Source organism: Salinicoccus sp. CNSTN-B1, assembly GCF_054792835.1.
The window spans coordinates 1,336,532-1,360,773 of record NZ_JBTWMN010000004.1 but is presented as its reverse complement, the minus strand read 5'-3'; the positions used below and the strand labels follow the sequence as shown (position 1 = coordinate 1,360,773).

Annotated in this window: 24 protein-coding genes and 7 pseudogenes; 25 read left to right on the top strand and 6 right to left on the bottom strand. The window is 45.6% G+C overall.

The genetic code is table 11. The features are described 5' to 3' along the window. Window positions 1-15 precede the first annotated feature (15 nt). From ACYF68_RS08085 to ACYF68_RS08070, 4 genes are all read right to left on the bottom strand, one after another. Window positions 16-402 (bottom strand): rhodanese-like domain-containing protein, encoded by a 387-nt coding sequence (locus tag ACYF68_RS08085; protein ID WP_344702842.1) that lies wholly within the window; start codon window positions 400-402, stop codon window positions 16-18. A gap of 203 nt (window positions 403-605) precedes the next feature. Then, window positions 606-827, bottom strand: a complete 222-nt coding sequence (locus tag ACYF68_RS08080) for an SA1362 family protein (protein ID WP_344702844.1) — start codon at window positions 825-827, stop codon at window positions 606-608. Next, entirely contained in the window at window positions 828-1,733 is a 906-nt protein-coding gene (locus tag ACYF68_RS08075; RefSeq protein ID WP_344702846.1) for a DUF1385 domain-containing protein, read from the bottom strand. An 18-nt stretch (window positions 1,734-1,751) separates the two neighbouring features. Then, entirely contained in the window at window positions 1,752-2,312 is a 561-nt protein-coding gene (locus ACYF68_RS08070) for a hypothetical protein (protein ID WP_344702848.1), read from the bottom strand. A 170-nt stretch (window positions 2,313-2,482) separates the two neighbouring features. Between ACYF68_RS08070 and ACYF68_RS08065 the strand changes: the two genes are divergently transcribed. The 15 genes and pseudogenes from ACYF68_RS08065 (at window position 2,483) to recN (ending at window position 14,157) form a co-directional block, all read left to right on the top strand. Next, on the top strand, window positions 2,483-3,538 hold the full coding sequence (locus tag ACYF68_RS08065) for a M24 family metallopeptidase (protein WP_461046259.1): 1,056 nt from the start codon (window positions 2,483-2,485) through the stop codon (window positions 3,536-3,538). 26 nt (window positions 3,539-3,564) lie between these two features. After that, entirely contained in the window at window positions 3,565-4,122 is a 558-nt protein-coding gene (efp, locus tag ACYF68_RS08060; protein WP_344702852.1) for an elongation factor P, read from the top strand. Between the two features lie 103 nt (window positions 4,123-4,225). Next, on the top strand, window positions 4,226-4,657 hold the full coding sequence (gene accB, locus ACYF68_RS08055; protein ID WP_344702854.1) for an acetyl-CoA carboxylase biotin carboxyl carrier protein: 432 nt from the start codon (window positions 4,226-4,228) through the stop codon (window positions 4,655-4,657). Continuing rightward, window positions 4,654-5,558 (top strand): annotated as a pseudogene (locus tag ACYF68_RS08050) (ATP-binding protein); the annotation flags it as partial. The gene accB and the pseudogene ACYF68_RS08050, both read left to right, overlap by 4 nt. Continuing rightward, window positions 5,559-6,002 (top strand): hypothetical protein, encoded by a 444-nt coding sequence (locus ACYF68_RS08045; protein WP_461047543.1) that lies wholly within the window; start codon window positions 5,559-5,561, stop codon window positions 6,000-6,002. It abuts the pseudogene before it with no gap. Window positions 6,003-6,077: 75 nt separating this feature from the next. Beyond that, window positions 6,078-6,272 (top strand): Asp23/Gls24 family envelope stress response protein, encoded by a 195-nt coding sequence (locus ACYF68_RS08040; protein ID WP_461046256.1) that lies wholly within the window; start codon window positions 6,078-6,080, stop codon window positions 6,270-6,272. 99 nt (window positions 6,273-6,371) lie between these two features. Beyond that, a pseudogene (nusB, locus tag ACYF68_RS08035) lies at window positions 6,372-6,784 on the top strand (transcription antitermination factor NusB). Continuing rightward, complete coding sequence (xseA, locus tag ACYF68_RS08030; protein WP_461046254.1) at window positions 6,771-8,123, top strand: exodeoxyribonuclease VII large subunit; 1,353 nt, start codon at window positions 6,771-6,773, stop codon at window positions 8,121-8,123. The pseudogene nusB and the gene xseA overlap by 14 nt, the downstream one beginning before the upstream one ends. Further along, window positions 8,104-8,316 carry an exodeoxyribonuclease VII small subunit gene (gene xseB, locus ACYF68_RS08025; RefSeq protein WP_461047541.1) on the top strand — a complete coding sequence of 71 codons (213 nt, stop codon included), beginning with the start codon at window positions 8,104-8,106 and terminating at the stop codon, window positions 8,314-8,316. Before xseA ends, xseB begins: the two co-directional genes overlap by 20 nt. After that, window positions 8,306-8,707, top strand: coding sequence for a polyprenyl synthetase family protein (locus ACYF68_RS08020; protein ID WP_461046252.1), 402 nt, complete (start codon window positions 8,306-8,308; stop codon window positions 8,705-8,707). The genes xseB and ACYF68_RS08020 overlap by 11 nt, the downstream gene beginning before the upstream one ends. A 14-nt stretch (window positions 8,708-8,721) precedes the next feature. Next, window positions 8,722-9,183 carry a polyprenyl synthetase family protein gene (locus ACYF68_RS08015; protein ID WP_461046250.1) on the top strand — a complete coding sequence of 154 codons (462 nt, stop codon included), beginning with the start codon at window positions 8,722-8,724 and terminating at the stop codon, window positions 9,181-9,183. 89 nt (window positions 9,184-9,272) lie between these two features. Beyond that, a pseudogene (gene dxs / locus ACYF68_RS08010) lies at window positions 9,273-11,164 on the top strand (1-deoxy-D-xylulose-5-phosphate synthase). Next, window positions 11,142-12,017 carry a TlyA family RNA methyltransferase gene (locus ACYF68_RS08005; RefSeq protein ID WP_461046248.1) on the top strand — a complete coding sequence of 292 codons (876 nt, stop codon included), beginning with the start codon at window positions 11,142-11,144 and terminating at the stop codon, window positions 12,015-12,017. Before dxs ends, ACYF68_RS08005 begins: the two are co-directional and overlap by 23 nt. Then, window positions 12,017-12,468, top strand: a pseudogene (gene ahrC / locus ACYF68_RS08000) (transcriptional regulator AhrC/ArgR). Before ACYF68_RS08005 ends, ahrC begins: the two are co-directional and overlap by 1 nt. 6 nt (window positions 12,469-12,474) lie before the next feature. Continuing rightward, window positions 12,475-14,157, top strand: coding sequence for a DNA repair protein RecN (gene recN / locus ACYF68_RS07995; protein ID WP_461046246.1), 1,683 nt, complete (start codon window positions 12,475-12,477; stop codon window positions 14,155-14,157). Here the strand turns inward: recN and ACYF68_RS07990 are convergent. After that, a complete protein-coding gene (locus ACYF68_RS07990; protein ID WP_461046244.1) occupies window positions 14,154-14,444 on the bottom strand; it encodes a DUF2627 domain-containing protein in 291 nt (96 codons plus the stop codon). The genes recN and ACYF68_RS07990 overlap by 4 nt on opposite strands. 157 nt (window positions 14,445-14,601) lie before the next feature. Here ACYF68_RS07990 and ACYF68_RS07985 point away from each other — a divergent pair. From ACYF68_RS07985 to ACYF68_RS07945, 9 genes and pseudogenes are all read left to right on the top strand, one after another. After that, window positions 14,602-15,503: pseudogene (locus ACYF68_RS07985) on the top strand (phosphate acyltransferase). An 18-nt stretch (window positions 15,504-15,521) separates the two neighbouring features. Beyond that, window positions 15,522-16,616, top strand: coding sequence for a Leu/Phe/Val dehydrogenase (locus ACYF68_RS07980; RefSeq protein ID WP_461046242.1), 1,095 nt, complete (start codon window positions 15,522-15,524; stop codon window positions 16,614-16,616). A gap of 5 nt (window positions 16,617-16,621) precedes the next feature. Next, on the top strand, window positions 16,622-17,341 hold the full coding sequence (locus tag ACYF68_RS07975; RefSeq protein WP_461046240.1) for a butyrate kinase: 720 nt from the start codon (window positions 16,622-16,624) through the stop codon (window positions 17,339-17,341). Further along, window positions 17,311-17,685, top strand: coding sequence for a hypothetical protein (locus ACYF68_RS07970; protein ID WP_461046239.1), 375 nt, complete (start codon window positions 17,311-17,313; stop codon window positions 17,683-17,685). Before ACYF68_RS07975 ends, ACYF68_RS07970 begins: the two co-directional genes overlap by 31 nt. Window positions 17,686-17,696: 11 nt before the next feature. Further along, window positions 17,697-19,118 carry a dihydrolipoyl dehydrogenase gene (lpdA, locus tag ACYF68_RS07965; protein ID WP_461046237.1) on the top strand — a complete coding sequence of 474 codons (1,422 nt, stop codon included), beginning with the start codon at window positions 17,697-17,699 and terminating at the stop codon, window positions 19,116-19,118. 14 nt (window positions 19,119-19,132) lie between these two features. Next, window positions 19,133-20,118 (top strand): annotated as a pseudogene (locus ACYF68_RS07960) (thiamine pyrophosphate-dependent dehydrogenase E1 component subunit alpha). Next, a complete protein-coding gene (locus ACYF68_RS07955; protein ID WP_380569537.1) occupies window positions 20,111-21,094 on the top strand; it encodes an alpha-ketoacid dehydrogenase subunit beta in 984 nt (327 codons plus the stop codon). Before ACYF68_RS07960 ends, ACYF68_RS07955 begins: the two are co-directional and overlap by 8 nt. Window positions 21,095-21,108: 14 nt before the next feature. Continuing rightward, a pseudogene (locus ACYF68_RS07950) lies at window positions 21,109-22,367 on the top strand (dihydrolipoamide acetyltransferase family protein). Window positions 22,368-22,460: 93 nt separating this feature from the next. After that, window positions 22,461-22,898, top strand: coding sequence for a BrxA/BrxB family bacilliredoxin (locus ACYF68_RS07945; RefSeq protein ID WP_344702889.1), 438 nt, complete (start codon window positions 22,461-22,463; stop codon window positions 22,896-22,898). A 39-nt stretch (window positions 22,899-22,937) separates the two neighbouring features. On the opposite strand, the gene prli42 is transcribed toward ACYF68_RS07945, so the two are convergent. Next, window positions 22,938-23,039: a stressosome-associated protein Prli42 gene (prli42, locus tag ACYF68_RS07940; protein ID WP_344702891.1), complete on the bottom strand. Its 102-nt coding sequence runs from the start codon at window positions 23,037-23,039 to the stop codon at window positions 22,938-22,940. Between the two features lie 81 nt (window positions 23,040-23,120). On the opposite strand from prli42, the gene ACYF68_RS07935 reads away from it, so the two are divergent. Continuing rightward, window positions 23,121-24,239: a M20/M25/M40 family metallo-hydrolase gene (locus tag ACYF68_RS07935; protein WP_461046235.1), complete on the top strand. Its 1,119-nt coding sequence runs from the start codon at window positions 23,121-23,123 to the stop codon at window positions 24,237-24,239. Window positions 24,240-24,242 lie beyond the last annotated feature (3 nt).

Genomic DNA, 24,242 nt, shown 5'->3' with positions numbered 1-24,242 from the left:
GGGCCATTCATTGTATTATTTGTTTTTGGACTTGATTTTGCCAGTCCATTTGCTGATGCCGTTTTTCAGCATGTAGACATCTTTAAATCCTGCTTTCTTCAACATCTTCCCAGCCCTGTAAGGCAACCTCCCGGTCTGATCATACAGATAGACAGGCATGTCCTTCCTAAGGGAATTCATCTTCATGGAGAAATTCATCATGGGAATATTCCTTGCACCCATAATATGTCCATATTCATATTTCTCTTTATCCCTCAAGTCTATGAGCTGAACTTTCCTCAAATCTTTTTTAAATTCTTCCTCTGTAAGAGGTTTGACGCTCTTCATATTCCTGTAGCCGTTCACTACCAGAAGAAGGATGATGACGATTGACGCCAATAGAATAATCAACCAAGTATCCAATTTGTATCTCTCCTTAAAAATTTCACATAAGCTTATTATAAAGATGTTCGACACAATTTAAAAGAGAAAATGATGAGGAACATCTAGTGGGGATAATCACTGAAGCGGGGTGGAGGGGACGATGTACGAACTTAGGCTGGTCGGTTGATTGGCAGACAATGTTTAAAGATGATAAAAAAACTGCCCAATTCCGGGCAGTTTCATTATTTGCGATTCCTATATCTGCGTTTTGATTTTCTGAGTGCGCGCTTATATTTTCTTTGGCTCGGTGTCAATATAAAGAAATAATATATTCCATAGAGGATAAGGCCGATGATCAGCAGGGTCACCAGCGAATTGAGTATCATTCCCATGAAATAATCCAGGTTGGTTACAAGGCCGATTGCAGCTATGGCAAGCACCAGGTACATCAAAAATCGTTTCATCTATTTCACACTCCTTGATAATCTGTTGAATGAGGCGATGGCCACTTCAACTTGCTTATGATCGGGTTGTTTAGTAGTCAGCAGCTGCAGCAGTAGTCCAGGTAGGCCGAACCATTTAAGGACCGGCACATGCCTTACCTTATTTGTGAACTGAAGGAACTCGAAGGACAATCCGATGACTACCGGTATCAATGCCAATCTGTTGAGGATTCTGACATAGAAGGGATCTACCGGCACGAACATATAGACGACAAATCCTACAAGTACGGTGAATAGTATGAAGGAACTGCCGCATCTATAGTGCAGCCTTGAATGGTGCTGGACGTTCTCCACCGTCAACAGTTCATTATCCTCGAAAGTATTGATGACTTTATGCTCGGCGCCATGGTATTGAAACAGGCGCTTGATCATGGGAGTCATCGAAATGGCGTAAATATAGAGAAGCAGCAGAATAAGCTTGAAGAAGGACTCCAAGGCGACTTGCCCAGCATGGGAAGTAACAACCCCTGAGAAGAATTCGGCTATGAAGACTGGTATGAGGGTGAAAAGGGTTTTTCCGACCAGAAAAGAAAGTATGCCTATCAGAATGGTGGACAAGACGATTTTGGACTTATTCGCTTCCTGCTTCTCCGCTTCAATGTTCATGTCATCTGATGGATGCCTTTCATACCTTTCAGAGGCGAAATCCATATGTTTCATCCCATATATGCTTGATTCAATAATGGCCACATTCCCCCGCAAGATAGGAATTTTCTTTAGTTTCTGAACCCAGTCCTTTTGCGGACGGTCCATTTCGAAATAATCTATGGAATCGTCATTGCGGCGGATGGCGGTCACCATCTTCCTGGACGACTGGAACATTACCCCTTCGATGACGGCTTGACCGCCATATTTCGTATTGGTCATCAGTCCACGCTTCCTTCATCAATAGTATTCATTTACTTGCTTAAGCTGATCGAGGCCTTCCTTGAACAGATCAGGATCATCATTCTCTATACCCCTGTTCAAAATATCGATTGCTGCAAGGATTTCGTCGTTGGCCAGTAGAATGGATTCATGCCGGCGTTTCAGGTAATCATCCAACTCAACATCAGTGGTTTCATCATTATAGTCTTCTATCGTACGTGATATCTGTTTTTCGACTTCTTTGAAATTGGACTGGAGGTTTTGGGGCGATTCTTCGTTTTCCCTTATCATTTTGTCCAGCTCATCAAAAGAAGATTCCATTTCCGAAGCATACGATTCGATATCCTGTACATACTTGCTTATGTCGGGATTACCCCTTATTTCTTTCATTTTGGAAATTTCCTGCTCCAGATTCTCAAGGCGCTGTGTATTCTTCTGGAGCGAGACTTCCTCAGTCTGCAGAAGCCGCTTCAACTCCTCGTTACGCTCATTCGCCTTTTTTAAATCCTGTTCTACCGGGTTCCCGCTACAGGCGCTCAGGAACATCACCGACAGTATGATCGACATCATTCGTTTCATAATCTGATTCTCCTAATTTTCATTGTATAATGATATCATGTTACACCAAAAGATGATATTGTTTTGCAAATTACAAAAAAGTCGGGATATAAGCGATATTGCATGATTCTATTACTGAAATAAAGGTTGTTTTGATGTAGAATGTAATCTGAAAGGTGGAGTATAAGCATATGATCAAATTTGATAAAGTGAACACCCTTTTAGAAGAGAACAACTTGGATGCACTGCTCATCATGAGCGACTACAACAGAAGATACTTGAGTAACTTCACAGGGTCAAGCGGTGCTTTAGTCATCACGAAGGAGAACCGATACCTGATTTCTGATTTCAGGTACGATGCGCAGGCCAGGGCACAAGCTGAAGGGTTTGAATTCATCCTTCAGGATAAAGGTCTCCTTGATTTCACAGTGGAATTCATCAAAGGGAAAAACCTTCGTACCCTTGGTTTTGAGGGCCATCATATCAATTACAATACTTCTGAAAAGCTGGCTGAAAACTTTGAAATTGTGCCTTTGACGAATGAGATTGAAAAAATCCGCATGTTCAAGACACAAGAAGAGGTTTCCATAATCAAAAAAGCGTGCGAAATAGCCGATGAAACCTACGATCACATATTGAAGTACATTAAGCCAGGGATGAGTGAACTCAACGTGCGCAACGAAGTTGAGAATCACATGCGCAAACTTGGAGCGGAAGGTTCAAGTTTTGATATCATTGTAGCCAGCGGCTACAGGGGTGCACTCCCGCATGGTGTGGCTTCTGATAAAATCATAGAGGCCGGCGAGATGATCACACTTGATTTTGGAGCATATTATAATGGGTATGCATCTGATATAACCCGCTCGTTTGGCGTCGGGCACGTATCAGAAGAAATGGAGAAGGTACACAACATCGTCCTGGAGTCCCAACTGGCTGCACTTGATGAAATCAAAACAGGGATGACCGGTCGGGAAGCGGATGCGGTTGCGCGTGATATCATCACGAAACACGGCTATGGAGATAACTTCGGTCATTCGCTTGGACATGGGTTCGGTTTGGAAGTGCATGAAATGCCGAGCTTGGCGAAGTCCAGCGAAACCGTTCTCGAGAAAGACATGTGTGTTACAGTAGAACCGGGCATCTACATTGAAGACGTAGGCGGCGTAAGGATTGAAGACGACTGCCTCGTTACAGATCAAGGTCTTGAGAAACTTTCACACAGCAGTAAAGAGCTGTTCATCATCTAAATCAATGAGAATACAGGAGGAATACTATGATTTCAGTCAACGATTTTAAAACAGGACTCACAGTAGAAATAGAAGGGGGCTTGTGGCGTGTGGTCGATTTCCAGCATGTCAAGCCAGGTAAAGGCGCCGCCTTCGTCAGAAGCAAACTCAGGAACTTGAGGACAGGGGCCATCCAGGAAAAAACGTTCCGCGCAGGTGAGAAGGTGGGTAAAGCCCATATCGATAACTTGAAGATGCAGTATCTGTATGCAGATGGAGACAACCACGTCTTCATGGATAACAATACATTCGAGCAGGTGGAGTTGGATGCTTCGGCACTTACTGATGAGCTCCAGTACCTGAAGGAGAACATGAATGTTTCCCTGATTATGTACGAAGGGGAGACACTCGGTGTCGAACTGCCTAAAAACGTAGAACTCAAAGTAGTTGAAACGGAACCGGGAATCAAAGGTGATACAGCAAGCGGCGCGTCTAAATCCGCGACTCTTGAAACAGGACTTCAGCTCCAGGTGCCACTCTTTGTAAATGAAGGGGACACACTTGTCATCAGTACTGATGACGGCCATTATGTTTCAAGAGCCTAGAAAGTGAAAGCAGAGTAGCCTCTGCTTTCATTTTTTACTTGAATTGGTATGACCACTTGCGTAAAATACAAGACAGAAATTTTGAAAGTTAAGGAGCCTGAACATGAAACATGAATATATTGACTCACTGATAAGTAAAATGGAAAAAGCTTCACTCACCGAATTGACATATAAGGATGAGGAAGTTGAAATCAAACTTAAGCGCGGAGGAGAACCGGAGCAGTCTGCAAGACCGGCTGCTGTGCCTTCAACACCGGCTGCAGCAGAAGCACAGCCGCAGCAGCCATCACCTGAAGAAGAGGGCAAGGTGATCAAGGCTCCAATGGTCGGAACATTCTATAAAGCAGCTTCTCCAGAGGCGGACCCATATGTGAAAGTAGGGGATAAAGTCGATAATTCCTCAGTAGTGTGCATCCTTGAAGCAATGAAGCTGTTCAATGAAATACAGGCGGAAATTTCCGGTGAAATCACAGAGATACTTGTCGAAGATGGAGACATGGTTGAATACGATCAGCCATTGTTCAGAGTACGATGATCAAAAAGATACTGGTTGCAAACCGCGGAGAGATTGCTGTAAGAATCATCAGAGCGTGCACTGAGTTGGGGATAGAATCCGTCAGCATCTATTCTGAAGCAGATAAGGACAGCCTACACCGGAAAATCGCCACTGAATCCTACTGCGTCGGTCCAAAGCTTTCAAAAGACAGTTACCTCGATATGATCAGCATCATCACGATAGCCAAAAAAAGTGGATGTGACGCCATTCACCCGGGCTATGGGTTTTTGGCTGAAAACAGCGATTTTGCAGAAATGTGTGAAGTATCCAACCTTATTTTCATCGGCCCTATGCATGAAACAATCTCATTGATGGGTGTTAAGGATGTCGCTAAAGACACGATGAAGAAAGCGGGCGTACCTACCGTACCCGGCAGTGAAGGCGTTGTGGCTTCTGTAGAAGATGCAAAGGAAATCGCTGAAGAAATCGGTTATCCGGTCATCATTAAAGCAAGCCATGGCGGCGGGGAAAAGGTATCCGGGTTGCGAGGGATGAGGCCTCCCTTGTACAAAATTATAAGATGACGGAACAGGAAGCAGAAAGTTCCTTCGGCAACAAAAGCCTCTATATCGAAAAGTACATAGAGAATTTCAGGCATATAGAAATTCAGGTGCTCGGAGATTATCATGGCAATGTCGTACATCTTGGTGAACGCGATTGCACCATCCAAAGGCGGATGCAGAAATTGGTGGAGGAGGCACCGAGTCCGGTACTTTCCGAAGCAAGGCGTGAAGAGATAGGGCAGACGGCTGTGACAGCTGCAAAAAGCATCGATTACATCGGAGCCGGCACCATCGAGTTCATCTATGACTTGAATGACGACAGCTTTTACTTCATGGAGATGAATACGCGCATCCAAGTGGAACATCCAATTACGGAAATGATCACCGGTGTAGACCTTGTCAAAATGCAGATCAAAATCGCAAGAAGAGAACCCATACCGTTCAAACAGGAGGAAATTGAATTTAAGGGGCATGCGATCGAGCTGCGCGTCAATGCGGAGAATCCATACAAAAATTTCATGCCTTCTGCCGGCAAGATCACCGACTTCATGGTGCCAGGCGGCTTCGGCGTCAGACTGGATAGTGCCTGCTACGCTGGATACGTCATTCCTCCCTACTATGACTCCATGATCGCGAAGCTGATCACTTTTGCGCCATCAAGGGAAGAAGCCATCAACACTGCACTGCGTGCACTTGGAGAATTCAAGATTGGCGGGGTCGATACGACAATTCCTTTCCATATGAATCTGTTGAACCATGAATCATTCAAGAACAATGACTATAATACAAACTTCCTGTCAAACCATGATATAATGAATTGACGAGGTGATTAATATGATTATTGAAGAGAATAAAGCAAATCTTGGACGCATCGAGATTTCACCGAAGTACTTGAAGTGATTGCAAGTATTGCCGTGACGGAAACAGAAGGTGTGCATGCATTGCATAACAACTTTGCCAGCGGCAACTTCGAGAAGATCGGCAAAAAATATCGTGGCCGCGGGGTCAAAGTAGACAGCAAGGATAAGGAAGTCCGACTTTCAACCTACGTCACGCTTGACCAGAAGCCACAACGTGCATGGCACTGCTGAAAATATACAAAAGAACGTCACCCAGACTATTATGAACATGACGGATAATATTGTAAAAGAAGTCAATGTCCATATCGTAAATATCAAATAGATGATTAGATGGTGTTATTAATGAACCGACATGAACAACGAAAGAAAATATTTCAAATACTGTTCCAACTGGATCATGGACTTGTGAGCCTAAAGGATGCATCATTCCATGATTTGTATCAGGAATACCCGTACATCAAGTCAATCGTGGATTATCATTCAGAACATGAGTCCAGGATAGATGATGAAATTAAAAATCATCTGACCAGCTACACTTTGGAACGCATCCCGAAAGTTGAAAGGAATATTTTGAGGACAGCCATTTCTGAAATACTTCATGGGGATTCCCCAAAAAAGTAGTGATCAATGAAGCGATCATCCTTGCGAAACAATACGGGGAGAAGGATGGCTACCGCTTTGTCAACGGTGTCCTCAAAAACTTTATTTTTGAAACGGATGAAAACACGGATGGAGCACAGTAAATACCTTACCGTAGGTGCATTGACAAAGTACCTGAAATATAAGTTCGACCAAGATCCGTATTTAACGCGTGTCTATTTAAAAGGTGAGCTCTCGAATGTCAAACATCATTCGAGTGGCCATCTATTTTTTGCATTAAAGGACAAAGATGCCGTACTGCGCGGGGTGATGTTTTCACGGAATGCCCACGCATTGAAGTTTCAGCCGGAGGAAGGGCAGAGCGTACTCATCGAAGGCAGGGTCAGCATTTTTGAAAGTAGTGGCCAATACCAGATCTATGCAGACAGCATTGAGATGGATGGCATCGGCCTGCTTTTTGAAAAGCTTGAAAAAGATAAAGCCGATTTGCGCAATCAAGGGTATTTCGATGACAAGTATAAAAAAAGGATTCCGGAGTATCCCAAGAAGATTGCCATAATCAGTTCCCAAACCGGTGCAGCACTGCAGGATATGGTCACTACGCTTAAACGACGCTATCCTCTTGTTACAGTGACGATCTACAACACATTGATGCAAGGCAGTAAAAGTAGGACGACAGTCGTTCGTAGTCTTGAAGAGGCGGATGAATCGGGGGCGGATACTATAATTCTGGCAAGAGGGGGCGGATCCATAGAAGATTTATGGACTTTCAACGAGAAGGACGTCGCACTTGCTGTATTCAACATGAAGACACCCATCATCACAGGCATCGGTCACGAAACAGATACAACCCTTGTCGACTTCGTTTCTGATTTGAGGGCCCCTACACCAACTGCAGCTGCAGAAATATCTGTCCCGGACCGTGTCGATATTTTCGAAAAGCTCAGTCAGACGGAAAAATTCCTGGCACGCAGCATCCATCAAAAAATCACGTCCGATAAAAACCGCCTGTCGACGCTGGCTTCCTACTATAAACTCAAAAACCCGGACCTCCTTTATGATCAGCAGACGGAAAAACTGGTCGCACTAAAAGATAGCCTTGATTCGAGAGTTACATCAAAGATTCGTGAAAGTGGCTACCGTCTGTCGAATGCAAAAGAAGGCGTAAGATATAATACACCGATCTTTAAAATCAGAAGGGGCGCCGAAATACTGGATGCCTACACTGCAAATCTTGATAGGACACTCAAGGTGAAGATTGAATCATCACGGCAAACATTGGGTGCATCACTAGACCGCCTCAATTCGCTGAGTCCGACAAATGTATTGAAACGTGGATATTCCTACACCACCAACGAAGGTCAGGTCGTCAAAACAGTGGACGCGTTAGGTGATGGGGACATCATAGAAACGACATTAAGGGATGGCACAGTCCTATCCAAAGTAACAGAGGTGAGAAATGATGCCGGAAAAGAAAGATGAAACATTCGAAGAAAAGATGAACCAGCTAGAAACAATCGTAAAAAAATTGGATGAAGAAGAGGTTTCACTTGAAGAATCGCTTGAACTCTACCAAAAAGGAGTGGAGCTTACTGCAGAGTGCGACAAGATACTCAAAAATGCAGAGTTGAAGGTTGAAACACTTAACAAGAAAGGGGCAGAAGATGAAGAATGATATGAATGATTACCTCATAAAAGCTGAATCTAGAATCCTTGCCCACCTTCAGACGAACCGTGTCTCCAAAACAATTGAAGAAGCCAGCAGCTATTCCATCAAGGCTGGCGGCAAAAGATTTCGTCCTTATCTGCTTTTTGCCGCACTCGAGTCATTGGGTGCTGACCTGGAGAAAGGTGTCGGAGCCGCAGCAGCGGTGGAAATGGTTCATACATATTCCCTTATACATGATGACCTCCCGGCCATGGATGACGACGACTACCGGCGTGGTGAGCCCACCAACCATAAAGTATATGGTGAAGCTGCTGCGATACTCGCAGGAGACACCCTACTGACCGAAAGCTTTCACCTCATAACTCTGGATGCCCGATTGGCCCAGACCAGAAAGTAGAGATCATCGCTCAATTGTCGGAGAAAGCAGGACAGAATGGCATGATAGGTGGACAGATGCTTGATATAGAAGCGGAAGGCAAAAATATCACCTTTAACGAGCTTGAGGATATCCATCATTACAAAACGGGACAGCTGATCGTCCTTCCCATAAAAATTGCATGCATAATTGCTGAGGCCAGTGATTCTGTTATGAAACCGCTTCTTGAATTCGGCGATAAACTGGGCATCCTCTTCCAAATACGGGACGACATTTTGGATGTGGAGGGCAACCTTGAAACTACCGGCAAAGAAACAGGTAGTGACGCACGGAAAAATAAGATGACCTATGTGAGAACGTATGGCCTGGAAGGTGCTAAGAAAGAATTGGAGAAATTAACTGGAGAAGCGGAAACAATACTATACTCACTTGCTGACGAAATAGATATTTCCCATCTCGATAGGGTATTGCAACGCTTTGCAGTAAGAGATAAATGATAATTCATCAGGATGAATTATCATTTTTATTTTGACCTCTACATAAAAGTGGTATAATTGGCATTAGTAAATTTAAAGGTGGTTGCTATATGAATCTATATAGTATAAAAGAACCCTCATTCCTGAAAGAGATGGATGAAGAGGAACTTAAAATACTGGCACAAGACATCAGAGATTTTCTTATCGAGTCATGTTCTAGGACGGGCGGCCACATCGGAGCGAATTTGGGGGTCGTGGAATTGACCCTTGCACTTCATAAGCACTTCAATTCTCCGGAGGACCGCCTGATCTTCGATGTGGGCCATCAAGCCTATATCCATAAGATATTGACTGGACGCATAAACGATTTTGATTCCTTGAGGCAATATAAAGGCTTATGCGGATTTCCAAAATTACGTGAATCTGAACATGATGTCTGGGAAGCGGGGCACTCCTCAACGAGTCTCTCTGCTGCAATGGGCATCGCCAAAGCGCGCGATATAAAAGGTGAGAGTAACCACGTCGTCCCCATCATTGGAGACGGTGCATTGACGGGCGGCATGGCTTTGGAGGCGTTGAACCACATTGGTTCCGACCGTACCAATATGACCATAATATTAAACGACAATGAGATGAGCATTGCACCGAATGTAGGAGCAGTCCATAATATGCTTGGCAGAATGCGCACCAATACCCAATATAACCGGGTCAAGCATGACATTGAAGATTTCTTGAACCGCCTTCCACAAGTAGGCGTCAAGTTAAGGGATATGGCTGATAGGATCAAAGACAGCATGAAATATCTTATAGTGAACGGCATCTTCTTTGAAGAGCTCGGCATCAAATATCTCGGCCCTGTCGATGGCCACGACTTCGAAGAGTTGTCGAATGCAATCCAGATATCCAAAGATTACAACGGACCCGCCGTAATCCACGTCATCACCAAAAAGGGCAAAGGATATCACCCAGCAGAAGATGACAAGATGGGCAAATGGCATGGATTGGGACCTTACAAGATCGACACAGGGGAAGTCCTTGGCAGTAAATCGACTCCATCATGGAGTGAATTCATGTCGAACACTGTTCTTGAACATGCCAAAAACGATGACAGGATTGTTGCTTTGACACCTGCCATGCCTGTCGGCAGCAAGTTGACGAAATTCAGAATGAACTGCCGGAGCGTTTCTTTGACGTCGGCATTGCAGAGCAGCATGCTGTTACAATGTCAGCTGGCCTTGCTGCAAGTGGCATGCGACCATATCTGGCCATATATTCAACATTCCTTCAACGCGGCTTCGATCAATTGCTGCACGATGTAGATAGGCAAAACCTGAACGTCTTCATAGGCATTGACCGAAGCGGCCTCGTAGGTGCCGACGGCGAGACCCATCAGGGCGTCTTCGACATCAGCTTCATTACCCCGTTGCCGAATATGACCTTGATGATGCCAAAGGATGAGATTGAAGCATCACAGATGATCGATTTGGCATTCAGTCATGAGGGACCTATTGCGCTGAGGTATCCAAGGGGCAATGTAAAAGGCCTGAAGCAGGAAGGGACATCCGAAATCCTCGAGTACGGAAAATGGGAATTGATGGCTGAAGGTGACGATATGACCATCATCTCATTCGGACCTACGCTTGACCTTGCACTAGAAGCTTCGGATACGTTGAAAGATGCCGGGATAAAAGCCGGTGTAGTCAATGCCCGATTCCTTAAGCCAATGGATCATCAGATGCTAAACACACTGGGCGGCAATGGTAAACCTATTCTTACAGTCGAAGAATCAATGTTGACTGGTGGACTGGGCAGCATGATCGCAAGCTATCTTGCGGATAATGATTACAATAACGCCCTCCATAGAATTGGTATCGATAATGAATATATCGAACATGGGGATGTAGGGAAGCTTCTTGAAGACATCGGCATTACAGCCGAAAATATAGTCCTTCAGTCGAAGCTGCTGATGGAGCAGGCAAATGACAAGCAAATCAAGAATTGATCAGCATGTGCACCAGCACTTCAATTTAGGCACCCTTGAAGAAGTCAGACGGATCATAATGGCTGGGAAGGTTTTAAACAACAATGCCCCCATATATAAACCTTCAGAAATGATTGACCCAAGTAAAGCTGATATTCGCTTCAGGAACATAAAACCCTATGTTTCCCGAGGAGGAATAAAGCTCAACCATGCAGTACAATATTTTGACATTAGCTTAAATGATAAAATAATGATAGATGTGGGCAGTTCAACAGGTGGGTTTACTGATTGCGCCCTGCAAAAAGGCATAAAGCATGTATATGCAGTCGATGTAGGCACCAATCAGCTTGATTATAGATTGCGCGTCGATGACCGGACTACCGTGATGGAACAGACCAATTTCAAAGATACATCCGCAGGCGACTTTTCAAGTTTACCGGATGTCATCTCAATAGATGTCTCCTTCACTTCTGTAGTACCGATAATCAGGCATATCACACATCTGTTCGACCATGAATACGAAATCATCGCCCTCATCAAACCGCAGTTTGAATCCTATCTGGAAGAGAGAGAAGCCGATGGCATCATTACTTCCAAGGTGACCCATGAAAATGTGGTCAACCGTGTAATGGCGGAGTGTCTTTCCCTCTCCCTTTCAATAACAGGATTGGAACGTTCACCGATTACAGGAACGAAAGGCAATATTGAATATCTGCTTCATCTTAAGCACAGCCAGGGCAGTATTGAAAATTTAGTCGAGGAAAAGGACATCCAGCGCACCATCTGGGCTGATGTCCTTTTTTTATATTATAATCATTCATTTTATGATATTATGTGTATAAATATACATGAATGGTATAAGGAGGCTTACTGATGTCCAATAAGTCCATCAGACAAATCAAGATACGGGAGATTATCACCAACAATAAAGTAGAGACCCAAGAAGAGCTTGTCGAAAAGCTGAACGAGTATGATTTTAATGTCACCCAGGCCACTGTCTCGAGGGACATAAAGGAATTACAGCTGATCAAAGTACCGGCCCAGACGGTGCCTATGTCTACAGTATGCCTAAGGACCGCAAATTCCATCCACTCGAAAAGCTCGGCAGATATCTAATGGATAGTTTCGTTAAACTCGATTATACCGGCAATATGCTTGTACTGAAGACATTGCCCGGCAATGCCCAGTCAATTGGTGCGATAATCGATCAGCTAGACTGGGAAGAAGTCGTTGGAACCATCTGCGGGGATGACACATGCCTGCTTATATGCAGAGATGAAACTGCACAGGAAGAAATCAGGAATAGAATCTTCAATCTGATCTAAACTGGAGTGTTTATTTTGCTTATAAGACTTAAAATTAAAAACCTTGCAGTACTGGAAGATATTGAGCTGGACTTCGATAGTGGCCTCACCATCATTTCAGGCGAGTCCAGGTCTGGAAAGTCAATGATTATAGAGGCCATCAGATATCTCTACGGTAAGCGTGCGTCCGTGGAAGATATCCGTTATGAAACGAAGGGGGCAGTCATAGAGGGTGTCTTTGATCTCCCTTCAACCGAGGCTGTACAGCATCTCCTCAAAGAAAATGACATTCCTGAAGATGAGCTCTACATCATCCGCAGAGAAATCATGCAGAATAGAAAAAGTATCATAAAAATAAATTCACGCATGGTCACTTTAGGCGCACTGAAAGAAATAATGTCTGAAGTCATCAGCATCCATTCGCAATCTTCCCAATCTGAAGCTTTGGAGTACGGCCAGCACATCCTTTATCTGGATCGATACATCGACTTGGAAAACAGACCTTCCTTTAGAGAATACAGGCAGAATCATCAAAAATACAAAGCTTTGGAAGCGAAAATAAAAGAACTGGAGTATAAGGATAAGAACCGGGTACAACAGTTGCAGATGTATCGGCACCAATTTGATGAACTGGAAGAAATGGGACTTGAAGAGGGTGAAGAGGACAAGCTGATAGAGGATATCGGTTATCTTGACAACTATGAGAAGATAAACGGCAGCCTATCACTAATCAGCAATCAATTAAGCACAGAATATGCACCACAGACCATACTGTATGACATCACCAATCATATCGAGACGTTATCCAATTTTGATGAGAGCTATAAAGAATTCAATGATATATTGGTTGAGTCATATCACCTGTTGAATGAACTGGACAGCAAAGTCTCAAGCGACCTGTCAACCTTGGACTATGATGAAGAAACCCTCAATCTCAAGCAATCCAGGCTATCAAGCATCAATTCCCTAAAACGCAAGTACAATATGACAGTCGATGAACTGATGGACTACCAGAGTAAGCTGGAGCGCGATATTGCAGAGCTTGAGAACATTGCCCAATCCTTTGAAGCACTACAGGAGGATAGGGAGAAGGCATTGAAGGAAATGGAGCATCATGCTAAAGATCTCCATGATTACAGAGCCGAGCAGAAGCATTTTTTGGAAACGCGCATAAAAAAAGAACTGCATGACCTTGATATGCCAGCGGCCGACTTTGAAATCGGCATATCGGAAGCGAATTTTGATGAAAGAGGCTATACCGCAGTAGAGTTCTTGATTTCAACAAATGCCGGCGAACCTTTAAAATCAATGAACCGCATCGCTTCAGGTGGAGAGATAGCCAGGGTGATGCTCGCGCTTAGGACCATCTTTACTGAATTCGATGCACAGACCCTTCTCATACTTGATGAAATCGATACAGGAGTAAGCGGACAAGTGGCAACCCGCATGGCCCAGAAGATGGCGCGTCTCTCCAAGACGAGGCAGGTCATCTCCATATCACATCTACCGCAGGCAGCTGCAATGGCAGACCACCATCTCTATATAACTAAAGAAACATCTGATCACCGTACATCCAGCCATGCTAAATATCTCAACCAGGATGAGCATGCATATGAAATCGCGAGGATGCTCAGTGGTTCAGATATATCAGCCGCCGCTCTAGAAAACGCCAAAACCTTAATAAAAGCAAAAAATGAAGAGACGCTTTAAAGCGTCTCTTCATTTTTTTCGTTTCCTTTCCTCCCACGCGGGGGCTTGTCCACCATTTTCATATACTTTTCCTTGGCGCGGTTCTGCCGCTGTTCACGGTGCAGGATATATCCTCCAATGAACCATATGCCAAATATCGCAATTACCAACCCAACGATGAACTGGACTACTGTAAGGGTAAATGGATCATTGACGATGCCGAATACACTATCCCTCATATATTTGATGCCAAGTCCTGCCATGATTACTGGCATGACAAGGATAAGGAGCGCAATGATTTTTTTCATTAAACCACCTGTCTAAAATTTATTAAGTCCATTATAACTCAAGTCAACCACATATAAAAATGATCAATATTTTTAAATCTTTAGAATATTTCAATTTTAAGTAATGCCGTGTAATTTGATTTTCGTATCTGTATAATAATGGCTGAGGGGAGGGAATATGGTGGAGTTCGATGAAATATTCAAAAAAGAATCAAGTAAAATGATAACGCTTTCAATATGCAGGGCTGGGGACATCACAGTGCTGGAGCCAGTCATCAAACTTATTGAAAGCCATGATGTCAGATGTCATCTCATTGACGACCGTCCGAAATTAGAACACCTACTGGATTCTATGGGGCAGACGGAACTGCTTGAGAGCAACCTTTTCATCCATCATATCACGGATGATGAAGAAGCGGCCCATAGTGCCTTACGGCTCATCGCCCAAGGTAAGGCCGATATATTGGTAAAAGGTATGGTGCCGACCGCAACACTTCTTAGGGAAGTATTGAAAAAAGAGCATGGGGTGGTCGAATCGACCATGCTGAGCCATGTCGCCCTGTTCGATCCACCGAATTACCATAAAGCTTTATTGCTCAGTGATGCGGCAATGAATATTGCGCCAGATCTAGAACAAAAGAAACAGATTATCAACAATACAGCTGAAGCAGCCCAAATGCTTGGCATCAGCAAACCTAAAGTCGCGCTGTTGTCGGCTGTCGAGAAAGTGACAGATAAGATGCCATCGACCGTAGATGCACACGCGTTGGTCGAAATGGGAACTCAGGACTTCAAATATGATATTATAATGGAAGGGCCACTTCAATATGATCTGGCAATTTCTAAAAAAGCTGCATCTCAAAAGAGGTGCAATCCGAGGTGGCGGGCGATGCCGACATTCTGATTGCCCCCAATATAGAAGCTGGGAACATCCTCTACAAGTCACTGGTGTATTCAGCTGGTGCTAGGGTCGCTTCCGTGTTGACCGGGGCCCGGGTGCCGATCGTCCTTACATCACGTGCCGATAGCTCTGAAGATAGATTCAATTCCATCAATCTGGCAATGGCACTATCAAAATAATTAAATGGAGTGGTAAAAATGATATTCGAAAAAATGGAACAGTACGATTATGAGCAACTGGTTTTCTGTCACGATGAAACAAGCGGTTTGAAGGCAATCATCTGCATCCACGACACAACACTTGGTCCAGCACTCGGTGGGTGCCGTATGTGGAACTACGAGACCGAAGAAGAAGCAATAGAAGATGTACTCCGTTTGGCTAAAGGCATGACGTATAAAAATGCAGCAGCCGGCCTTGATCTCGGGGGCGGTAAGACAGCTATCATAGGAGATGCTTCCAAAGACAAGTCAGAAGCCTTCTTCAGAGCATTGGGCCGTTACATACAGAGCCTTGGAGGCAGATACATCACAGCAGAAGACGTTGGCACAACTGTAAGCGATATGGACCTCATCTATCAGGAGACGCCTTATGTCTGCGGAGTGAGTGAATCATACGGCTCAAGTGGCAACCCAAGCCCGATGACGGCTCTCGGCGTCTATATGGCAATGAAACGTACAGCGAAAGAAGCTTTTGGCGACGACTCCCTGAGTGGAAAAACTGTAGCTGTACAAGGTGTGGGCAACGTTTCCTATGGCCTCTGCAAACACCTTCATGAGGAAGGTGCCAAACTGATCGTCACAGATATCAATGAAGATGCCGTAAATCGTGCCGTCACTGATTTCGGTGCGCAAGCAGTAGGAATAGATGACATCTACTCTGTCGATGCAGACATCTTCGCACCTTGTGCGCTCGGCGGCATACTGAACGACGATACGATTCCTGAATTGAAAGTGGCAGCTGTTTGCGGCAGTGCCAATAACCAGCTTCTTGATGATGATAAACACGGCCGTATGCTGGAAGAAAGGGGCATCATATATGCGCCTGACTATGTAACAAACTGCGGCGGCGTGATCACAGTAGCGGATGAGCTTCAGGGCTATAATGCAGAACGTGCCGAAAGTAAAGTGAGGGGCATATACGACCAGATGGATAAAATCTTCTCCATTGCAAAGCGTGACAATGTGACGCCGGCAGTTGCAGCGGATCGTTTGGCAGAAGAAAGGATCAAGAGCATGATGCATGTCAAAAGTACTTTCTCCCTAAATGAAATGACACCTCTCAGCAGGAGGTAACCCATTTGACATATAAAATCCTAGTGCTTAATCTCGGAAGCACATCGACCAAAGTGGCCATCTATGAAGACGACAGGCCACTTGCTTCCGATACATTGAAGCACCCGACTGAAGAAACCGTCAAACCTTTAGCCGATCAGACCGAATTCCGGCTTGAAGCGGTCCGCACCTTCCTTAAAGCACAACGTGTGCCACCAGAAGAAATTGATATCGTCAGCGCCAGAGGCGGACTTCTCAAACCGATTTCAGGCGGGACCTATAACATTTCACAGAAAATGGTCGACGATTTGCGCGAAAACAGGTATGGCAGGCACGCTTCTAACCTGAGTGCACTGATTGCCGATCGGTTTAGGGAGAAGTACGGCTGTAAAGCCGTGATTACGGACCCTGTGGTAGTGGATGAGCTGGTTGAGGAAGTACGCATGACCGGCCTTGAGGAAATCAGACGCAAGTCGATTTTCCATGCTCTGAACCAAAAGGCTGTAGCGCGCAAGTACGCGCATTCCATAGACCGGGATTACGAGGATATCAACGTCATCGTATGTCATATGGGCGGCGGTATTACAGTAGGCGCCCACGCCCACGGGCGGGTAATTGATGTGAATGACGGACTGGCAGGGGAAGGTCCGATGAGTCCGACACGAACTGGCACTCTGCCGAATGGCAGTCTGGCCAATTCATGGAGGATAACGCCATGGACTATGATGCAGTCGTGGAAACATTGACCAAATCGGGCGGTTTCGTCTCATTGGCCGGAACGCAGGATGCTCTGGAACTTGAGAACAGGGCAATAGCCGGTGATGAAAAGGCAATCGCCATATACCAGGCGTTAGCCGTTCAAATCGCTAAAGAAATCGGCTCACGGGCGGCTATACTGAAGGGTGATGTCGAACAGATTATATTTACCGGCGGTTTGGCGTACAGCACTTATCTCATTGATCTCATAAGGCCATATATTGCATTCATCGCGCTGGATACTACTTATCCCGGCGAGGAAGAAATGCAGGCGCTTGCAGAAGGTGGCTATCGCGTGTTGAGCGGAGAAGAGGAAATGAAGGTATATGAATAGGAGGAAAACGAATGGCTCATGAATATGACCTGGTCATACTTGGTGGCGGTACTGCAGGCTATGTAGCAGCGATCAAAGCCAGCCAACTGGGTTTGAAGACTGCACTTGTCGAAAAGGAGAAATTGGGTGGCACATGCCTCCATAGAGGCTGCATACCTACTAAAAGCCTCCTGCAGTCAGCGGGCATCGCAAACGCCATGAAAAATGCAGGCACCTTCGGTATAGAACCGGTAACACCTGTAGTCAATATGGCTAAAGTACAGGAACGCAAGACTGCCGTCGTCGATCAGATGTACAATGGCGTAAAACATCTCATGAAAAAGCATGCCATCGATGTCTATAACGGTTATGGACGCATATTGGGACCTTCCATCTTCTCACCAATGGCGGGGACAATTGCAGTAGAGTACCCAGAAGATGAAGAACGAGAAAGCGATATACTCATAAATCAACATGTATTGATCGCGACAGGTTCATATCCACGCCCACTGCCGATTCTTCCCTTTGATGGCGAAGTCGTGCTTTCGAGTGATGATATGATGACCCTGGAGAGTATCCCTGATAAAATGGCAATCATCGGAGGTGGTGTCATCGGGCTTGAATTTGCAAGTTTGATGAATGACCTTGGTACTGCCGTAACGGTAATTGAAGCGGGGGGTCAGATCATTCCCCTAGAAGACGCAGATATCGCCAAACAGCTGAGACAATCCCTAGAGGCCAGAGGCATCATATTCAAGACTGGCCATGCGCTGGATGAATCAGACATAGAAGTAGGGGAGAAGTCCGTCAGCCTTGCCATCGGTGACGACGAACCAAGCATCTTTGATAAAGTGCTTGTGGCAATCGGCAGGGCACCTAATTCTGCTGATATCGGGTTAAACAATACCAAAATCAAGCTTGATGGCGGCTACTTGAATGTTAACGAGAACTACCAGACTGAGGATAAACACATTTATGCAGTCGGTGATGCCATCGGCAACCTTCAACTGGCGCACGTAGCAACCAAAGAGGCGATCAATGCCGTTCTGCATATGGCAGATAATAAGCCTTATCCAGTGGATTACAACGCTGTACCAAGGTGTATATACACCTCGCCTGAAGTCGCCTCTATCGGTATGACTGAAGCTACATTAAAATCAGAAGGTATCTCCTACAATGTTCATAAAGTTCCGTTTGCCGCCATCGGCAAGGCAGTCATCAATAATGGCTCAAAAGGATTCGGCAAGATTCTCACGGATCCAGAAGTCAAAGGATATTCTGGGCATCTCGTTAATCGGCCGGAAGCGACCGAACTCATAAACGAAGCGGCACTCGCCAAATTCCTTGACGCTTCTGCGCTGGAGCTCGGTTCAGCCATCCATGCACACCCTTCCATCGGGGAAGTGCTGATGGAATTGGGGCTCAGTGCCGAAGGACAGGCCATCCATGTATAAGGAGGAGATTTATCGTGTTGGATTATAGAGAAGCGGGGCTCGCCCCGATGATTTAAAGGAAATGTATAGGACCATGCACCTTGCAAGAAGGCTGGATGAAAGGATGTGGCTTTTGAACCGTGCGGGGAAACTGCCTTTCGTCATTTCATGCCAAGGTCAGGAAGCGACTCAAGTAGGGGCAGGGTATGCGCTCGATACGACAGTTGATGTAATCAGCCCCTATTACAGGGACCTCGCCCTGGTGACGCATTTCGGCATGACGGCTGAAGAGACCATGCTTTTTGCTTTTGCAAAAAAAGGTGATGTTTCAAGTGGCGGCAAACAGATGCCTTCACACTTCAGTAAGAAAAGTAATAACATCATGACCCAGGGCTCCTGTGTTGCGACCCAGGTCCTTCACGCAGTCGGTGCCAGCTTCAAGTTCAAGATGGACGATGAAAAGCGCGTTGCTCTGACGACACTCGGCGAAGGGTCATCGAACCAGGGCGACTTCCACGAAGGGTTAAACTTTGTAGGCGTACATAAACTGCCATTTATATGCATCATAGAAAATAACAAATACGCCATAAGTGTACCGGTGGAACTTCAATATGGTGCAGACAAGTTGTCCGATCGTGCAATTGGATATGGAATGCATGGAGAGCATATAGACGGGAATGATCCGATTGCTGTCTATAAGGCAGTCAAAGAGGCTAGGGAGCGCGCAATGAATGGCGAAGGCGGCACTCTTATAGAGGCAATGTCCACGCGGCTGACCGCCCATTCCTCTGATGACGACGACAGCTACAGGGAAAAAGGTGAGCTGAAAGAAGAGGATTGCCTCATGCGATTTAAAGCCTACATCAAAGAGCATGAAGTTGCGGATGATGAGTGGTTCGAGACTCTTGAGGCCGAAGCGAAAAAAATCGTCACTGATGCGACCAAGGCTGCAGAAAACGCACCTTATCCGGATGCCAGGGAAGCGCTGACGCATGTATATGAGGAGGTAAACAATGGCTAAGACATCCTATCTGCAAGCAATACATCAGGCACTGGATTATGAGATGGGAAAAGACGATAGTGTATTTGTACTGGGGGAGGATGTCGGCAAAAAGGGCGGTGTCTTCAAAGTTACAGAAGGCCTCCAGGAAAAGTATGGGGAGATGCGCTGTCTCGACACACCTCTTGCAGAATCCAACATTGTCGGCACAAGCATTGGCGCAGCAATGATGGGTAAAAGACCAGTTGCTGAAATACAATTTGCAGAATACATTCTGCCTGCGACAAACCAGATTTTAAACGAAGCGGCGAAAATCAGATACCGTTCCAACAACGACTGGAATTGCCCGATGGTGATACGTTCTCCTTTCGGCGGCGGGATTCATGGTGCCCTTTACCATTCGCAGTCGATAGAAACGATCTTCACCTCGACACCGGGGTTGAAGGTGGTCGTCCCATCCACTCCTTCCGACGCTAAAGGACTGCTCATCTCCGCAATCCGCGATAATGACCCGGTGCTCTTCTTCGAGCATAAGAAGGCATACCGTCTCCTTAAAGAAGATGTTCCTGAAGGCGAATATACTGTGCCGATCGGCAAAGCTGACGTCAAGCGTGAAGGCGACGACATTACGGTCATAACTTACGGCCTGTGCGTCAATTATGCCATGCAGGCTGCCGAGAGACTTTCCAAGAAGGGCTATGAAACAGAGATCCTGGACTTGCGCACCATCTATCCGCTGGATAAGGAAAGCATTATAGAAGCGGCATCCAAAACAGGTAAAGTACTTCTGGTGACCGAGGATAACCTCGAAGGCAGCGTGATGAGCGAGGTATCAGCCATTGTAGGAGAGAACTGTCTGTATGATCTCGATGCTCCGATAATGCGTCTGGCAGGACCAGATGTCCCGGCAATGCCATATTCTCCGCCGATGGAAGATTTCTTCATGATCAACCCGGACAAGATAGAAGCAAAAATGATGGAACTTGCCGAACACTAAGGAGGAAAAGAGTAATGGAAAAGGTGCTTATGCCAAAGCTTGGTGAGAGTGTCACTGAAGGAACGATAGAAAAGTGGTTGGTGAAGCCAGGCGATAAAATAGAAGAATACGAGCCTTTGTGTGAAGTCATAACCGACAAAGTCACCGCTGAGGTCCCCTCTGTATTTGACGGTACAATCAAAGAATTGCTGGTTGACGAGGGGGATACTGTCGAGGTGGGCACGCCCATCTGCATGATGGAGACGGAAGGGGATTCAAATGCAGAACCCGTTTCAGAGTCTGAGGAGTCAAGTGTAGAGACGGTGGATGAGAATCCTGAAGAAGAAAAAACCACAAAAACTAAAGGGCAGAAGATGCGCATATCTCCTGTAGTCATGCGCTTAGCCGAAGAGAATGATATCGACCTTAAAACGGTTGAAGGCACTGGATTTGAAGGTCGGATTACAAAGAAAGATATTATGGCTGCGATAGAATCCGGCAGCACTGCTCCAATGGAGCCTAAACAAGAAAAACATAAAGAGGCTGACTCTCCAGGTCGCACTGAACCTGTGGCGCCTGCAGAAACTTCTACGACCCCGGGTGAAGAGATTCCGGTAACGGGAGTACGCAAAGCAATCGCCAATAAGATGGTCCAATCCAGTCAGGAGATTCCACATGCCTGGCTGATGATGGAAGTCGATGCGACCAATTTAGTCAATGTCAGAAACAAGCATAAGAATGCCTTTAAAGAAAGTGAAGGGTATAATCTGACGTTCTTCAGCTTTTTTGTTAAAGCTGTAGCTGAAACCTTGAAAGAGTATCCAATGCTCAACAGTTCATGGCAAGGTGATAAGATCGTCGTCAATAAGGATATCAATATCTCCATTGCTGTCGCAGGAGATGATAAGTTGTATGTTCCAGTAATCAAGAATGCTGACGATCTGTCAATCAAAGGGATAGCAAAGCAGGTGAGCGAGCTCGCCTCTCTGGCCGTAGGCATGCACTGACCCAAGACCATATGAAGAACGGCACCTTTACTGTCAACAACACTGGCGCATTCGGATCGGTCCAATCAATGGGGATCATCAACCATCCCCAAGCAGCCATACTGCAAGTGGAATCAATCGTCAAGAAACCTGTGATCATAGACGATATGATTGCAGTAAGGGACATGGTCAACCTCTGCCTATCCATCGATCACCGCATATTGGATGGCCTTGTGGCGGGACAATTCCTGAAAGCAGTCAAACAGCGTATTGAAGCCTATTCCATTGAACATACTTCAATCTATTAAGCTTTACAAAAAGAGTGATTGAATATAGAATTGAGTCATCAAATCCTTTGCGTATGCTTTGGATTATAAGGACTGGAAGAAGGGATTTTTGCAATGAATATGGATTTCAACATGTACATGAATGATATTGTCACTACTGCAAGAAGCGAAATGAGGGAAGCGGGCTATACTGAAATGACGACGCCTGAAGAAGTGGATGAGCACCTTCTGAAGGAAGGGACGGCTCTGGTGATGGTCAATTCAGTCTGTGGTTGTGCCGGCGGAATTGCACGTCCAGCAGCAAAGCATGCACTCAACTATGATAAGCTTCCTGACCAGCTGCTTACGGTCTTTGCCGGACAGGATAAGGAAGCCACTGAGCATGTCAGGGAAAAAGCACCAGATTTCCTGCCTTCTTCACCATCTTTCGCACTCTTTAAAGACGGAAAGATTGTAGATATGATAGAACGCCATAACATTGAAGGCCATGAAACCATGAGTGTAATCATGGACCTGCAGGCTTGGTTTGAGGAGCACGGCAAAGATATCTGATATAATAAAAAGAGGTCCCGAGGGACCTCTTTAATTTGATTAAATCGCAGTGAGCATGCTGATGCCGAAAAGGACACCAGAAATCACTATCAGAAAGATCATAAACCAGATTACTACTCTCTGCATTTTCTTATTTTGCATGGAATCATCCTCAATTTTTTACTCATTACATTATAATACACTGAACATCCACAATCAACTCAGTAACAGGAGGCACACACAATGAATCAAGAAAGATTGACTTCGCAATTCATGGAAATGGTCCAAATCGATTCCGAAACTGGAGAAGAGAGGGAAATTGCAGATTATCTGCTGAAGACCTTCAGGGAAATGGGCGTTGAAGCAGAAGAAGACGATACCCAAAAGGACACGGGATATGGGGCAGGAAACATCCTTGTGAGGATGGCCGGCAACACTGAAGCAGAGCCACTTTATTTCACGGTTCATATGGATACGGTGGCACCCGGAAAAAATATTAAACCAGCCATCGAAGATGGTTATATCGTAAGCGATGGGACTACTATACTTGGTGCAGATGACAAGGCCGGCATTGCAGCCATCATAGAATCCATCCGTACAATCAAGGAATCTGAAATCCCACATGGTGATATTGAATTCGTAATTACAGTTGGAGAAGAATCTGGCTTGGTCGGCGCCAAGGCATTTGACGCCTCGCGTTTGAAAAGTCGTTTCGGATACGCCATAGACTCCACGGGCAAAGTCGGCACTGTAGTGACTACGGCACCGACCCAAAGTAAGATTGAAGTGAACATCCATGGTAAGAAAGCACATGCAGGTGTGGCACCTGAAGAAGGCGTCAGCGCGATAAACATTGCCGCCAAGGCAATCAGCCAGATGAAGCTCGGCCGCATCGATTCCGAAACCACAGCGAATATCGGCCGATTTGAAGGCGGTGGCGCAACCAATGTGGTCACAGATCACGTATACCTTCTGGCAGAGGCGCGCAGCCTGGATGCCGATAAGATGGAAAAACAAGTGGCGCATATGAAGGATGTATTTGAAACAACTGCCTCAGAGATGGGCGGGCATGCAGAAATCAAGTCCGAGGTCATGTATGCTGCATTGGATGCCGGGAAAGAGTCTGAAGTAGTGACCACAGCTGTCAAAGCCATCGAAAACATTGGCAGGACGCCTGATTTAATCAGCCTCGGGGGTGGCAGTGATGGCAACATCTTCGCCGGACACGGAATAGATACAGTAATACTCGGAGTCGGATATGAAAACATCCACACTACCGAGGAGCGCATCCCGGTCGAAGAACTCGTCAAGGTCGCTGAACTTGTTACAGGCATCATCAAAGTCCAAAGTGATAAGGAGTAGCAT

Excerpts from the sequence above, each read along its gene's own strand:
- ACYF68_RS08080 (WP_344702844.1), bottom strand. The coding sequence starts at position 827 with ATGAAACGATTTTTGATGTACCTGGTGCTTGCCATAGCTGCAATCGGC.
- ACYF68_RS08075 (WP_344702846.1), bottom strand. The coding sequence starts at position 1,733 with ATGACCAATACGAAATATGGCGGTCAAGCCGTCATCGAAGGGGTAATG.
- ACYF68_RS08070 (WP_344702848.1), bottom strand. The coding sequence starts at position 2,312 with ATGAAACGAATGATGTCGATCATACTGTCGGTGATGTTCCTGAGCGCC.
- ACYF68_RS08065 (WP_461046259.1), top strand. The coding sequence starts at position 2,483 with ATGATCAAATTTGATAAAGTGAACACCCTTTTAGAAGAGAACAACTTG.
- efp (WP_344702852.1), top strand. The coding sequence starts at position 3,565 with ATGATTTCAGTCAACGATTTTAAAACAGGACTCACAGTAGAAATAGAA.
- accB (WP_344702854.1), top strand. The coding sequence starts at position 4,226 with ATGAAACATGAATATATTGACTCACTGATAAGTAAAATGGAAAAAGCT.
- ACYF68_RS08045 (WP_461047543.1), top strand. The coding sequence starts at position 5,559 with ATGATCACCGGTGTAGACCTTGTCAAAATGCAGATCAAAATCGCAAGA.
- xseA (WP_461046254.1), top strand. The coding sequence starts at position 6,771 with ATGGAGCACAGTAAATACCTTACCGTAGGTGCATTGACAAAGTACCTG.
- xseB (WP_461047541.1), top strand. The coding sequence starts at position 8,104 with ATGCCGGAAAAGAAAGATGAAACATTCGAAGAAAAGATGAACCAGCTA.
- ACYF68_RS08020 (WP_461046252.1), top strand. The coding sequence starts at position 8,306 with ATGAAGAATGATATGAATGATTACCTCATAAAAGCTGAATCTAGAATC.
- ACYF68_RS08005 (WP_461046248.1), top strand. The coding sequence starts at position 11,142 with ATGACAAGCAAATCAAGAATTGATCAGCATGTGCACCAGCACTTCAAT.
- ACYF68_RS07990 (WP_461046244.1), bottom strand. The coding sequence starts at position 14,444 with ATGAAAAAAATCATTGCGCTCCTTATCCTTGTCATGCCAGTAATCATG.
- ACYF68_RS07980 (WP_461046242.1), top strand. The coding sequence starts at position 15,522 with ATGATATTCGAAAAAATGGAACAGTACGATTATGAGCAACTGGTTTTC.
- ACYF68_RS07970 (WP_461046239.1), top strand. The coding sequence starts at position 17,311 with ATGGACTATGATGCAGTCGTGGAAACATTGACCAAATCGGGCGGTTTC.
- lpdA (WP_461046237.1), top strand. The coding sequence starts at position 17,697 with ATGGCTCATGAATATGACCTGGTCATACTTGGTGGCGGTACTGCAGGC.
- ACYF68_RS07955 (WP_380569537.1), top strand. The coding sequence starts at position 20,111 with ATGGCTAAGACATCCTATCTGCAAGCAATACATCAGGCACTGGATTAT.
- ACYF68_RS07945 (WP_344702889.1), top strand. The coding sequence starts at position 22,461 with ATGAATATGGATTTCAACATGTACATGAATGATATTGTCACTACTGCA.
- prli42 (WP_344702891.1), bottom strand. The coding sequence starts at position 23,039 with ATGCAAAATAAGAAAATGCAGAGAGTAGTAATCTGGTTTATGATCTTT.
- ACYF68_RS07935 (WP_461046235.1), top strand. The coding sequence starts at position 23,121 with ATGAATCAAGAAAGATTGACTTCGCAATTCATGGAAATGGTCCAAATC.